We start from the raw sequence: 12,370 nt of genomic DNA on the forward strand, positions 1-12,370 counted from the left end.
AGGCGCCCTTTTCTGTTTCTGTCATCCGTGGAATCAATCCAGACGTCGCGCAAATTCCTTCACCCGGAAACCCAGCAGGCCGAGTACGGCGAAATACGCCACCACACCCGCAGCGACAACTGCCGCAAGTCGCACCAGGCGATAAGCCATTCCGCCCACGTCCCAGGCTGGCATCAGCCACATCATGCCGATAAGTGCAGCGGACATCGCAAGCACCGCCACAAACAGCTTAATCAGGAAGACTTTCCAGCCCGGTTGCGGCTGGAAAATATCCTGCTTACGCAATTGCCAGTAAAGCAGTGAGGCATTAAGGCAGGCGGCCAGACCAATCGACAGCGAAAGCCCTGCGTGTTTCAGCGGGCCGATAAACGCCAGGTTCATCACCTGCGTCATCAGCAAGGTAAACATGGCGATTTTCACCGGCGTTTTGATGTCCTGACGGGAATAGAAACCCGGTGCCAGCACTTTTACCACGATTAAACCCATCAGCCCGACGGAGTAGGCGACCAGCGCACGTTGAGTCATCGATGCATCAAACGCGCTGAATTTACCGTACTGGAACAGCGCAACGGTCAGCGGTTTCGCCAGAATGCCCAGCGCCACAGAGCTCGGTAACGCCAGCAGGAAACACAGACGCAGGCCCCAGTCCATCAGGCGGTTATATTCGGCATGATTACCGCTGGAGAAACTGCGTGCCAGCGAAGGCAGCAGGATAGTGCCCAGCGCCACGCCCAGCACACCGGACGGGAACTCCATCAGGCGATCGGCGTAATACATCCACGAAACTGAACCTGAAACCAGGAATGAAGCAAAAATCGTGTTGATGATCAGTGAAATCTGGCTCACGGAAACGCCCAGAATCGCCGGTCCCATCTGGCGCATTACGCGCCAGACGCCCGCATCTTTCAGGTTCAGACGCGGCAGTACCAGCATGCCAATTTTCTTCAGGTGCGGAAGCTGGTAACCCAGTTGCAGCACGCCACCGGCGACGACCGCCCAGGCCAGCGCCAGCACGGGAGGATGAAAGTACGGGGCGGCAAATAAAGCAAAACCGATCATGCTGACGTTGAGGAACGTCGGCGCAAAAGCCGGAATCGAAAAGCGGTTCCAGGTATTTAGGATCGCCCCCGCCAGAGAGGCCAGAGAAATCAACAGGATATAAGGGAACGTAATGCGTAACAGCGAACTGGTCAGCGCAAACTTATCCGGCGAATCAACAAAACCGGGCGCGGTGATGTAAATCACCCACGGCGCGGCGAACATCCCCAGTATCGTCACCACCGCCAGTACCAGCGTCAGTAAACCGGAGACATAGGCGATAAACGTCCTGGTCGCCTCTTCGCCCTGCTGGGTTTTATACTCAGCCAGGATCGGGACAAAAGCCTGAGAGAATGCGCCTTCGGCAAAGATTCGGCGCAGCAGATTGGGAAGTTTAAACGCCACAAAGAAGGCGTCGGTGACCATGCCAGCACCAAAAACGCGTGCCACAATGGCGTCGCGCGCAAAGCCCAATACACGTGAAAACATCGTCATGGAACTGACGGCTGCCAGAGATTTAAGTAGGTTCATGTCATTTTTCTTAATTGCCGGTGGGACTTGTAAATCAACGCGTTAATCATCAAAAACCACCCGCCTGTCTCGAAGATGCGCATAGTCTACGCATCCGCCCTGCAATAGCCACCGGCAGTTGTTATATATTGTAACCATCTGAGCCGGTGCCGTTTTATCGCGACGCGTCAGTTTTCCAGCAATTTCTCAATGAAGGTCTGGGCATAAATTGCCTGTTCGCCGCTGGTTTCCGGCGCGGTCTGGTTGGTGACACAATCCACAAAGTGTTCAATCGCCCCGACGAATCCGCGCTGCGTCAGCGTGCTTTGCCAGCCCGGCACCGGTGGCTGAGTCAGAACATCTTGCTGTTCTTCGCGCCAGAGCCGCATATCGTCAAGCTGATAGAAAGCCCCGTCGGTCACGACCTGCACGCTTTCACGTGAAGTTCCCGCGCGGCGGTGCATTGAGGTCGTCACCAGCGTTTCACCGCACAGGAAATGGTGTTCGCCGTAAAGCATCTGGTTGGATTCATTCACCTGAATCAGCCCGCTTTCCAGACTGGCATTGCCGCCCGCCAGCCACAGCGCGGTATCAACCACATGCAGATAATCATCCAGTAAAGTGAAACGCAGATCGTTTGGCCCGACGCTGTCGGTACGATGCTTATCCATGCGCACGGAGGCCGGTTCGCCCATCTGTTCTTTCAGCTGGCGATACAACGGCGCATAGCGGCGGTTAAAGCCCACCATCAATGTTTTGCCCGCTTTATGCGCCCGCTCAACCAACTGCTCAGCCTGCGACAGTTCCGCTGCCAGTGGTTTATCGACGTACACATGCACGCCCTGCGCCAGCAATTGCCCGACGACATCGAAATGGCTGGCCGTGCTGCTGTGAACAAACACCGCGTCACACTGGCTGGCCAGTTCATCGATGCGGGAGAAACAGGCCATGCGGTAACTGTCGCAAATGGCCTGAGCTTTTTGCTGATTGGGAGAAAAGCCCCCCACCAGCGTCCACTTTTCTGCATGGCTCAGTACCGGCAGATACGCTTTTTGCGCGATGCCGCCCAGACCGATAACTCCAATACGCAATTTACTCACAACCCGCTCCTGTTAATCGGCCAGATGTTGCAACACATTGTCCAGACGCTGCTTCAGTTCTGCCACTTCCGCTTCAAGGGTTTCCACACGCGCAGTCAGATCAGCGCTTTCCGGTGCGGCGCTGAACAGAGGTTCTTCAGCAGCGCTGGCAACATTGGTGACTTCGCCGCTGAACAAATGCATATAACGGCTTTCACGTTTACCCGGTTCACGCGCCAGACGCACGCAGAACGGGCCATCTTCACGTTGGGTCAGTTCTGTCAGCGTTTGTTCAACTTCAGCAACGTCAGAAAAATCATGCAGACGATTGGTGCGCGTACGCAGTTCACCCGGCGTTTGTGCGCCGCGCAGCAACAGCGTAGTGACCACGGCCACTTCCTGCGGGGAAAACTTCAGATTGCCAAATTCGGAGTTACAGAAACGATGCTCGTATTTCATGGTGCGCGAACCGCTCAGGGTGCGGATAATGTGCTTTCTCAGCAGCAAATCCAGCGTTTGCTGAACGTCGATTTCGCTAAGCTCCATCACCGGTTCACGGTTGGTCTTCTGGTTGCAGGCCGTGGTTAATCCGTTGAGTGTCATCGGATATTGTTCTGGCGTCGTCAGCTGTTTTTCCAGCAAACAGCCCACCACGCGGGCCTCCCGGGCACTGAGTTCATGTTTCATCTTACTTCCTTATCGGGACGGGGGTGTCCATTCTCGCCAGGTCAGGGCAGTCAGTACGTGATCCTGCCATTTACCGTCGATCAGCAAATAGTCGCTGGCATAGCCTTCGCGCTCGAAACCAAGACGCTCGAGCAACTGACCGCTGCGTTTATTGTGCGGCATATAGTTGGCCATAATACGGTGCATTTTTTGCTGACGTTGCATATAACGGATCAGCGACTGCAATGCCTCCTGCATCAGCCCCTGCCCCTGCCATTCCTGCCCCAGCGAATAACCAAGAAAACAGGCGTGAAATGAGCCGCGTAATACGTTGCTGAAATTCGCCACGCCCATCACGCGATTTTCGTCAGGATCGAGCAAAATAAAATAGTACGCACTGCCCTGTTTCTGCATTTCGGTAATCAGGCTCAGACGAGCCTGCCACCCGGAGGGATAACAATGACTTTCGTCTCTGACCGGTTCCCAGGGTTTGAGAAACGCCCGGTTCTCCGCATAGTATTCCGCAAGCCGGTGCGCATCACGATCGTGCACCAGGCGCAGAACCATCCGGTCAGTGGTAAGCCGCACCTTAGGCGCGGCAGATTTATAGCCAAACATCCCTTCCCTCCACATCCCGCATGGGTCGATAAATAGAATTTATAGGAAACCATAAAACATGCCTAATTCTGCCAGTCAGAACGCGGCTTGACGATAAAAAAATATTATCTATAGCGCCCTATCTAAATGCCTGTTTCCGGTTCAGACTGGAACGGTCTTTTCTCCTTTCTGTATCTGCCGGACAGGATACAAATAATCGCTCATGGTGAAGCATGTCTCTGGTATCACAAGCTCGGAGCTTGGGTAAGTATTTTCTGTTATTAGACAACGCGCTGGTTATTTTAGGCTTTTTCGTGGTGTTTCCGTTGATCTCGATCCGATTTGTCGATCAACTGGGATGGGCCGCGATGATCGTAGGTCTGGCGCTGGGTGTCCGGCAGTTAACGCAACAGGGATTAGGGATATTCGGCGGTGCCATTGCTGACCGTTTCGGTGCCAAGCCGATGATCATCACAGGCATGTTGTTACGCGCCGCCGGTTTCGCCACCATGGCGATGGCTGACCAGCCGTGGATATTGATTTTCTCCTGCATTCTTTCCGGCCTGGGCGGCACCCTGTTTGATCCGCCCCGCACGGCACTGGTCATCAAACTCACCCGCCCGCATGAGCGCAGCCGCTTTTTCTCTCTGATGATGATGCAGGACAGCGCCGGTGCGGTGATCGGTGCGCTGATCGGCAGCTGGCTGCTGCAATATGATTTCCACTATGTCTGCTGGGCCGGTGCGGCCATCTTCTGTCTGGCCGCGGCCTGTAATGCCTGGCTGCTGCCAGCTTACCGCATTTCCACCATGCGCACCCCGATGCGTGAAGGCATGATGCGCGTGCTGCGCGACCGGCGTTTTCTGTCCTACGTGCTGACGCTGACCGGTTATTACATGCTGACCGTGCAGGTGATGCTGATGCTGCCGATCGCGGTTAATGACGTGGCGGGCAGCCCGGCCGCCGTGAAATGGATGTACGCCATTGAAGCCGTGCTGTCCCTGACCCTGCTCTACCCGATTGCGCGCTGGAGCGAGAAAAGGTTCCGCCTCGAACAACGCCTGATGTTTGGCCTGCTGATCATGACGCTGAGCCTGCTGCCGGTCGGGCTGGTCACCTCAATCAATCCGCTGCTGCTGCTCATCGGCTTTTTCTATATCGGCTCGATCATTGCTGAACCGGCGCGTGAAACCCTCAGCGCGTCGCTGGCCGATTCACGCGCACGCGGCAGTTACATGGGCTTCAGCCGCCTTGGGCTGGCGCTGGGCGGTGTCATCGGTTATACCGGCGGTGGCTGGATGTACGACACCGGGCGCGCCCTCGAACTGCCTGAATTACCGTGGTTTTTACTCGGCATCGTGGGCTTTATCACCCTCACTGGCCTGTACTGGCAATTCAACCTCCGACGCATTGAGCCAGCCATGCTCAGCGGCGGCTAATCTCTGTGCTTTACACCGCGCTTCCCGGAGCGCGGTTTGATCTCCCCGCCTTAATTACCCATACTGAATCTTATAGTTAGATAAAATCCGAACCTACATCCGGCATTTTCCACGCACCCTACAGGTCACCGCCGGCGAAAACAGGAGCCATGAAATATGAAACTTTACGTTTACGAACATTGCCCTTTCTGCGTAAAAGCACGCATGATTTTCGGTTTGAAGAACATTCCCGTTGAACTCAAAGTTTTGCTGAATGACGACGAGCAGACGCCGATTTCGATGGTGGGCAAGAAGATGGTGCCCATTCTGCAAAAACAGGACGGCAGTTTCATGCCAGAGAGCATGGATATCGTGAATTACATCGATAAAAGTGACGGAAAACCGCTGCTGACCGGCCCGACGAATGCAGCCATTGCCACCTGGCTGCGCCACGTTTCCGAATACACTGGCCGTCTGTTCCTGCCCCGCTTTGCCACCGCGCCACTGGAAGAGTTTTCCACCCCCGAAGCGCGTAAATATTTTTCCGATAAAAAGCAGGCTGCCAGCGGAGATTTTCAGGAGCATCTGAAGCACTCCGACGGATTGATCAAGAAGGTCAGCCAGGATTTACGCGCCCTCGACAAACTGATCGTCGAACCTAACGCCGTGAACGGTGAGCTTTCTGAGGATGACATTCACCTGTGGCCGGTGCTGCGCTCGCTGTCCATTGTTCAGGGTGTTGAATGGCCCTCCCGCGTACAAGCCTACCGCGACAATATGGCGAAGCAGACGCAGGTCAATTTGCTCACCCGCCTCGCAAGCTAACCCGTCATAGAGCCGGAGATCGTTCTCCGGCTCATTTTTACTTTCCATATGCGCCCTCAGCACTTAGGCTAATCAGCGTTGTCTGATTGGAGCCATGCCGTATTACGGTCATGCTGACAAATAAAGTGTTCATGTAATGAGGGAAGAATGACAAAACGAATTCTCGGTGCCGCATTTTTGCTGTGCGCCACTGTGCTGACCGGGTGTAACCAGCTCACGCAGTACACCATCAGCGAGCAACAGGTGAATGATTACCTGCAAAAGAACAATAATTTCGAGAAGCAACTCGGTGTACCTGGGCTTGTGGATGCGAAAATTGTTCTGACACATCTCAGCAGCCAGATTGGCCGCGCTGAGCCGGGCGTCGTGACCCTGACCGGTGACGCCAGTGTGGATATTTCCTCACTGTTCGGTCCTCAGAAAGCGGATATGCATCTGACCCTCAAGGCTAATCCTTCGTTCGATCGCGAGAAAAGCGCCATTTTCCTGAAAGATATGCAGGTGGTGGATTACACCATCAAGCCGGAAAAAATGGACAGCGTGATGAAAGGGCTGATGCCGTATCTGAACAATTCGCTGAAAACCTATTTTGATCAGCGTCCGGCCTATGTGCTGAACGGCGATCGCAGTAAAGGTGAGGCGATGGCGAAGAAACTGGCGAAAGGCATTGAAGTGAAACCGGGTGAACTGGTGATCCCTTTCACTGAATAATCATCGTCCGTAAAAAAGCCCGGCGCATTTTCATGGCCGGGCTTTTGTCATTTCAGGGGACGATTTACTGATCGTCTTCCTCGTCATCTTCCAGATCGTCTGGCAGCTGTTCTTCCAGTTCGTCGCGCATCGCCTGCAAGGCTTCACGGCTGATTTCAGATAATGTGCGGTAGAAACCGCTGGTGGCATGCGCTTCCACTTTACCGAGGAACTTGCCACACCACGGGAACAGGAATTCATCAAACAGCGTAATTTGCGCGCTGACTTCATCTTCCTTCGACTGATCTTCCAGCCATGACGCCGCCAGCAGCATTGCGCCGAAATGATCGGCAGGCCCCTCGCCCAGCGGCATTCCGCGCTGTTGCAGGAAAGTGCGCACATCCATTTCATTCGCGCCTTCCACATAATCACTGCGGAAAGGCGAAACGGCGCATTCTGAACCGACAAACAGATGATTAAATTCAGCCGCCAGCGTTTCAGGGTTGGCGCTTTCCTGTAAACGTATCAGCAGCGCATTTTGCTCCAGCGGCCAGTGCTCACGCAGTTTTCCGTCCTGAATCAGGCCAAAAAGTGGAACCAGTAACGGATCCTGCGGCTGGCGGTAAAACAGCGTACCGAGTACGCGGCAAACAATAGAAAACTCATTCATAACAGTAACCTGATCAGACAATGAAAAGGGCTAAACCCCTGCGATTTGGCGGCGACAATGTCACAGTTCGCTGAGTTCTGCAATTGGCGCACGGCCACGCTTCTCCAGAAAATCCAGGAAACGGCGCGGGCTGACGTTCAGAATACGGTCTTCAGGGAAATCCACTTCACGCAGAATTCGCTCGCAATGTTCAAATCCGCCGAGGGAATAGGCGATATGCGAATCCGACCCCAGCGCCAGCCAGCCACCGGCTTCTTTCACCGCCAGCGCAATGGCGCGGCAATTAGGCTCGCTGCCCACGCGGGAGTGAATAAACGACGAATTATTCAGCTCCAGCGCCACGTCATATTTCGCGGCAGCCGCGGCGACGGCGGGAATGTCTATCGGGTATTTCGGGTTACCGGGATGCGAAATAATATGCACGTCTCCGCCCGCCATCGCGGCAATCATGGCGGTGGTGTGGGTTTCTTTATCGACAGGTTGCATCACCGGCTCGTGGAAACCGGCGATGATCACGTCGATCTCAGTGAGCATCGGGCCGGTACAGTCGATATCGCCATGAATATTTTTAATATTTGATTCGATACCGCGCAGGATGCCAACGCCGTTCACCAGACGCGGCCAGACCCGCATATTCATAAAGTGCCAGTAGTGCGGCGCATCGGCCATATCAGGGCCATGATCGGTAATGGCAAACAGCTTAATGCCCTTTTCCGCTGCTTCATCAATGTAATCATGCAGCGTGCTGTAAGCATGCGTGCTGGCCACAGTATGCATATGTAAATCGACCGGGTACGGCATGTACTCTCCTTGAGAATGTTCCGCTGTGGCTAAATGACCACAGCTTTATTCATGTTAGCAGACTCGTCAGTAACCTCGCGCAAGATCGACACGTCCTGCCGGTTCACGCCCCGCCTCTATCGCCAGAATATTATTCACAATGCTGTCCATTGCCTCTTCCGGCAGCGTGTCCGCCGCCACGTGCGGCGTGATGCTCACGCGCGGATGCGTCCAGAACGGATGCATAGCCGGTAACGGTTCTTCGACAAAGACGTCAAGCGTAGCGGCGGCAATCTGCCCGCTGTCGAGCGCGCGCAGTAAATCGCCTTCCACCAGATGTCCGCCACGGCCGAGGTTAATCAGGTAAGCATTATGATGTAAATATGTGAACAGTTGATGATCGAGAATACCGGCGGTGCGCGGCGTATTGGGCAACAGATTGATCAGCACTTTGCAACCGGTGGCAAATGCCTCCAGCTGGTCGTCGCCGAAGAAACTCTGCACCCCTTCCTGCGACTTGGCACTGCGGCTCCAGCTGCGCACGGTAAATTTCATCCCGGTCAGCGTTTGCGCCACGCTGCTGCCGAGCACGCCGGCGCCGAGAATACCGACGGTAAAGTCACTGCGTGAATGCGGCGCAAGAGGTCGCCACTGTTTTTGTTGCTGGAAAAGCTGATATTCATCCATCCGGCGGAAATAGCGCAGCACACTCGCCAGCGCATACTCCTGCATCTGCAACGCCATGCCGGTGTCTTCGAGGCGGATCAGCAGCACACCGGCGGGCAGAGTGCCGGGCTGACGCGCTTCCTGGGTGAGAATGGCATCGACCCCCGCGCCCAGCGCGAAAATGCCTTTAAGCTGCGTTCGCGGCGCCAGCATGGCATGAGGCGGACGCCACACCAGCGCGTAATCTGCCGGTTCGTCATCAGCCGCATTCCATACGCGGACGTTGGCCTGCGGTAATCTTTTGGTTATTCCGTCAATCCAGGGTTTGGCATCAAATGTAGGGTGGTAAAAAATTATGTTCATCTTTGTGACCTCCGGTGTGCTGATAGATTTCCCTGAATATCATCGGGATGCAACCCTGAGGCCGAAAAAAGAACAGGCCCCGAAAATCGGAGCCTGTGAAATAAATGATTGATGAGATAAAAAACTCAGGCAGCAGCAGGCTCACGGCTGATCAACCGGCGCAGCAGCGGGATCAACACCAGCAGCACCACACCGGTCGCGACAGAACCCCAGCCCAGCGCGTTGAACACCTGGCTGTAACCCGGATTGGTCGCTAACGGCGTGCTGCCCGCATTTTGCGGCATCAGCCCGGAGATATAACTCGCCAGTACCGAGGCCACGCCGGTGACCATCATCCAGCAGCCCATCATCACACCCTGATAGCGCGCCGGAGCCAGTTTACCGATCATGGCGTAACCTATCGGCGAAATCAGCAGTTCACCGATACTTTGCAGCAGGTAGCTGATGGCAATCCATTTGAACGCCACCAGCCCGTCGCCGCCTGCCAGATGAATACCAAACGGCAGCACCAGCATACCCAGCCCCATGCAGAACAGGGAGGCCGAGAACTGCGTCGGGATATCAATGTTCCAGCCGCGCTGACGCAGGTTTTTAAACCACAGTGCCATCAGCGGCCCGCCAATCACAATCACCAGCGTATTGATGTTCTGGATCCATTGCGGTGCCACACGAATGCCGTACACGTTCAGATCAATATTATGCTCGGAGAACAGCATCAGGCCCATCGGCGCCAGCTGATAGAGCGTCCAGAACACCAGCGAACCGAGCGCCAGCAGCAGATAAGCTTTCATCCGGCGGCGTTCGTCAGTATCACGATGACGGAACGTTACCAGCGCCATCAGTGCAAAAATAATCACACCCAGCACCACCACGAAATAACTGCTGAACTCGGCGTGGGTCAGCAGCATACGGATAACCGGCACCAGCACGATCAGAATGGCGATACCGACCGCCATCCTGCGTAACATCTGGCTGCGGCTGGCTTCTTTCAGCGGGGTGCTGATATCAGCCAGAATCGACCAGCGGGACAGCGTCACGACGATCGCCGCGACATTCCCCAGCGTGGCGAACAGGAACAGTGCACGGTAGTTTTCGCTCAGCTGGAAATACCCGGCCACGGCAAAGCCGATGAAGAAACCGAGGTTCATCCCGGCGTAGTTCCACAGGAAAGCCGACTCGCGGCGATCGTCGTCCGGCGCAAACCGCTGCGTCAGCATCATGTTCAGGCAGGTGACGTTCAGTCCGCTGCCGGTGAGGAACATCGCCAGCCCCCAGTAAAGGCCGGTCACGCCTTCAAGTGCAATCAGCGCACAGCCAAACACCTGCAACACCATGCCCAGCACAAACAGGTTACGGTTGCTGAGATAGCGCCCGCCAAGATAGCCGCCGAACATGTGCAGACCGTAGTTGAACGCGCCAAACACGCCCATAATGGCGTTAGCATTATCTTCACTAAAGCCGAGTTTTTTCGTGGCATACAGCACCAGCGTGGAATACAACACGGCGAAGCCGAGCGTCGCAAAGGTCTGAACGAAGAATAAAGTGCCTGCACCCGCGGGTATCGCGGGCCGGTGTTGCGACGTGGTCGCGTTGTTTGGCTGACTCAAGAATAACCCCTGTCCCGGTTTATGAAATAACGCTGCTTCGTCTGACGACTTGTACAGTTCTTATAGGAAGCAATTTTTCGAAGGGCAATGTTATACCGCCACGACTGGCGCTTTTCACAACATATGTTGCTATTTGAGCGTAACAAAACGTGTTTGCGGGTTAATCACACACTTATGCGGTTTACTCATTATTGACTCTGCGAGATTAGAAAAATTAATCTCCTGCGCAGCGCCCTCACGGTTGTTCAGGCTTAACGCGTTATTTGCTCTGTAAATCATCAAATTGCTCTAAGTTTGGCTAATGGGCACGGAACCTGCAAAAGAATGTTGACGATGAAGCGACTTTTCCCTACATTAGCGCCGGTCAGCAGCACTGCGGTGCAACTGACAGCTGGAGAGGTGTCTGAGTGGCTGAAGGAGCACGCCTGGAAAGTGTGTATATGAGCAATCGTATCGAGGGTTCGAACCCCTCTCTCTCCACCACATTAAACGGAAAAGGTTCTGATGAAAATCAGGACCTTTTTTGTTTTGGGCGCTCTAAAAATCCGGCTGCCCGTGAAATATTGCCGCTGAACAGACTCTGAGCGCCTGACACAAAACGCCGAAAATTTTCTTGACCCCTCGCGGCTGTCTCCCTATAGTAGCGCCCCGTTGCAACGCTCGCGCTGTAACGAACACGGTGAGGTGTCTGAGTGGCTGAAGGAGCACGCCTGGAAAGTGTGTATACGAGAAATCGTATCGAGGGTTCGAACCCCTCTCTCACCGCCAAATTAAAGAAAAGGGTCCTGATGAAAATCAGGACCCTTTTCTTTTGGTGTGCTTAATCAGCTCAGTGGAAAAACCAGCCTCTCTTTGCGCTAAGTGGCTGACTTTTCCATCGTCCAGCCAGCCACTCAAATTCCTGATAGGTATTCGTCGACTTCATTTCTTCCCGCAATGCCTTGATCAAAGGTTCTGCAATATTCCAGGTGTCAATTACCGTCGAATATGACGTACGTTTGATCATATCTTCATCGTAAATACCGCTCTGAATAGTGACCGCAACACGTTCATAAAAATTGAGAATGTACTGAAACTTACTGCACTCTCTAATTTCCTCTTCTGTAAGAGGCGAACCTGCCGGGGGAAATACAAATGATCGAAAGGACTTTCCTGAACTATGTACCTTTTTCAGTATTTTCAATGACTGGGCATAACGGGTATCCGTCCGGCTTTCGAACAGAAAAATGGCTGTCTGTGTTTTCTTGGCTATACGGACGTTATAAACAATCGTGCCTATAGCGACAAAAACACCGATAAGCAGAATGATATTGCTGATCAGTTGCAATTCTAACACGTCAAATTTCATGATTTTCATCCATGAAAAAGGCGGGTCTCCCCCGCCTTATTGAGATCAGTTTCTTTCAGAACCAATCGTATTCGTCATAAATCATGTTCATATGATCCTCCCTGAAGCGTTTA

13 protein-coding genes and 2 tRNA genes are annotated in these 12,370 nt (G+C 54.0%); 6 read left to right on the plus strand and 9 right to left on the minus strand.

Annotated elements, in window-relative coordinates:
• Positions 1-33: 33 nt before the first annotated feature.
• The 4 genes from murJ to rimJ form a co-directional block, all read right to left on the minus strand.
• A complete protein-coding gene (gene murJ / locus ACQZQY_RS18050) occupies positions 34-1,569 on the minus strand; it encodes a murein biosynthesis integral membrane protein MurJ (protein WP_056769481.1) in 1,536 nt (511 codons plus the stop codon).
• 167 nt (positions 1,570-1,736) lie between these two features.
• Positions 1,737-2,648, minus strand: coding sequence for a Gfo/Idh/MocA family protein (locus ACQZQY_RS18055; protein WP_431296140.1), 912 nt, complete (start codon positions 2,646-2,648; stop codon positions 1,737-1,739).
• 12 nt (positions 2,649-2,660) lie between these two features.
• A complete protein-coding gene (locus ACQZQY_RS18060) occupies positions 2,661-3,314 on the minus strand; it encodes a YceH family protein (RefSeq protein ID WP_431296141.1) in 654 nt (217 codons plus the stop codon).
• A gap of 9 nt (positions 3,315-3,323) precedes the next feature.
• Entirely contained in the window at positions 3,324-3,911 is a 588-nt protein-coding gene (rimJ, locus tag ACQZQY_RS18065; RefSeq protein ID WP_056769474.1) for a ribosomal protein S5-alanine N-acetyltransferase, read from the minus strand.
• 212 nt (positions 3,912-4,123) lie between these two features.
• Here rimJ and mdtH point away from each other — a divergent pair, with 212 nt between their 5' ends.
• The 3 genes from mdtH (at position 4,124) to ACQZQY_RS18080 (ending at position 6,844) form a co-directional block, all read left to right on the plus strand.
• Positions 4,124-5,329 carry a multidrug efflux MFS transporter MdtH gene (mdtH, locus tag ACQZQY_RS18070; protein WP_390972441.1) on the plus strand — a complete coding sequence of 402 codons (1,206 nt, stop codon included), beginning with the start codon at positions 4,124-4,126 and terminating at the stop codon, positions 5,327-5,329.
• A 156-nt stretch (positions 5,330-5,485) separates the two neighbouring features.
• Positions 5,486-6,133, plus strand: a complete 648-nt coding sequence (gene grxB / locus ACQZQY_RS18075; protein ID WP_056769471.1) for a glutaredoxin 2 — start codon at positions 5,486-5,488, stop codon at positions 6,131-6,133.
• Positions 6,134-6,280: 147 nt separating this feature from the next.
• Positions 6,281-6,844, plus strand: coding sequence for a lipoprotein (locus ACQZQY_RS18080; RefSeq protein WP_056769470.1), 564 nt, complete (start codon positions 6,281-6,283; stop codon positions 6,842-6,844).
• Positions 6,845-6,908: 64 nt separating this feature from the next.
• Here ACQZQY_RS18080 and ACQZQY_RS18085 read toward each other — a convergent pair whose 3' ends face one another.
• The 4 genes from ACQZQY_RS18085 to ACQZQY_RS18100 all read right to left on the minus strand — a co-directional run bounded on the left by ACQZQY_RS18085 (position 6,909) and on the right by ACQZQY_RS18100 (position 10,909).
• Complete coding sequence (locus tag ACQZQY_RS18085) at positions 6,909-7,493, minus strand: TorD/DmsD family molecular chaperone (RefSeq protein WP_122094880.1); 585 nt, start codon at positions 7,491-7,493, stop codon at positions 6,909-6,911.
• Between the two features lie 60 nt (positions 7,494-7,553).
• Complete coding sequence (locus tag ACQZQY_RS18090; RefSeq protein ID WP_431296142.1) at positions 7,554-8,294, minus strand: phosphatase; 741 nt, start codon at positions 8,292-8,294, stop codon at positions 7,554-7,556.
• 66 nt (positions 8,295-8,360) lie between these two features.
• Positions 8,361-9,302, minus strand: coding sequence for a glyoxylate/hydroxypyruvate reductase GhrA (gene ghrA, locus ACQZQY_RS18095; protein ID WP_431296143.1), 942 nt, complete (start codon positions 9,300-9,302; stop codon positions 8,361-8,363).
• Between the two features lie 125 nt (positions 9,303-9,427).
• Positions 9,428-10,909 carry a peptide MFS transporter gene (locus ACQZQY_RS18100; protein WP_431296144.1) on the minus strand — a complete coding sequence of 494 codons (1,482 nt, stop codon included), beginning with the start codon at positions 10,907-10,909 and terminating at the stop codon, positions 9,428-9,430.
• Between the two features lie 393 nt (positions 10,910-11,302).
• Between ACQZQY_RS18100 and ACQZQY_RS18105 the strand changes: the two genes are divergently transcribed.
• From ACQZQY_RS18105 to ACQZQY_RS18115, 3 genes are all read left to right on the plus strand, one after another.
• Positions 11,303-11,392: transfer RNA gene (locus ACQZQY_RS18105), tRNA-Ser, on the plus strand.
• Positions 11,350-11,493: a hypothetical protein gene (locus ACQZQY_RS18110; RefSeq protein WP_431296145.1), complete on the plus strand. Its 144-nt coding sequence runs from the start codon at positions 11,350-11,352 to the stop codon at positions 11,491-11,493. The genes ACQZQY_RS18105 and ACQZQY_RS18110 overlap by 43 nt, the downstream gene beginning before the upstream one ends.
• Before the next feature lie 94 nt (positions 11,494-11,587).
• Positions 11,588-11,677 (plus strand) — tRNA-Ser (locus tag ACQZQY_RS18115).
• Between the two features lie 61 nt (positions 11,678-11,738).
• On the opposite strand, the gene ACQZQY_RS18120 is transcribed toward ACQZQY_RS18115, so the two are convergent.
• A complete protein-coding gene (locus ACQZQY_RS18120) occupies positions 11,739-12,257 on the minus strand; it encodes a DUF4760 domain-containing protein (protein WP_431296146.1) in 519 nt (172 codons plus the stop codon).
• Positions 12,258-12,370 lie beyond the last annotated feature (113 nt).

Origin of the sequence: Rahnella sp. PAMC25559 (genome assembly GCF_050632365.1) — a bacterium.
GTDB classification, from domain to species: domain Bacteria; phylum Pseudomonadota; class Gammaproteobacteria; order Enterobacterales; family Enterobacteriaceae; genus Rahnella; species Rahnella rivi.

Excerpts from the sequence above, each read along its gene's own strand:
- ghrA (WP_431296143.1), bottom strand. The coding sequence starts at position 9,302 with ATGAACATAATTTTTTACCACCCTACATTTGATGCCAAACCCTGGATT.
- mdtH (WP_390972441.1), top strand. The coding sequence starts at position 4,124 with ATGTCTCTGGTATCACAAGCTCGGAGCTTGGGTAAGTATTTTCTGTTA.
- murJ (WP_056769481.1), bottom strand. The coding sequence starts at position 1,569 with ATGAACCTACTTAAATCTCTGGCAGCCGTCAGTTCCATGACGATGTTT.
- ACQZQY_RS18080 (WP_056769470.1), top strand. The coding sequence starts at position 6,281 with ATGACAAAACGAATTCTCGGTGCCGCATTTTTGCTGTGCGCCACTGTG.
- ACQZQY_RS18120 (WP_431296146.1), bottom strand. The coding sequence starts at position 12,257 with ATGAAATTTGACGTGTTAGAATTGCAACTGATCAGCAATATCATTCTG.
- ACQZQY_RS18060 (WP_431296141.1), bottom strand. The coding sequence starts at position 3,314 with ATGAAACATGAACTCAGTGCCCGGGAGGCCCGCGTGGTGGGCTGTTTG.
- grxB (WP_056769471.1), top strand. The coding sequence starts at position 5,486 with ATGAAACTTTACGTTTACGAACATTGCCCTTTCTGCGTAAAAGCACGC.
- rimJ (WP_056769474.1), bottom strand. The coding sequence starts at position 3,911 with ATGTTTGGCTATAAATCTGCCGCGCCTAAGGTGCGGCTTACCACTGAC.
- ACQZQY_RS18110 (WP_431296145.1), top strand. The coding sequence starts at position 11,350 with ATGAGCAATCGTATCGAGGGTTCGAACCCCTCTCTCTCCACCACATTA.
- ACQZQY_RS18090 (WP_431296142.1), bottom strand. The coding sequence starts at position 8,294 with ATGCCGTACCCGGTCGATTTACATATGCATACTGTGGCCAGCACGCAT.
- ACQZQY_RS18085 (WP_122094880.1), bottom strand. The coding sequence starts at position 7,493 with ATGAATGAGTTTTCTATTGTTTGCCGCGTACTCGGTACGCTGTTTTAC.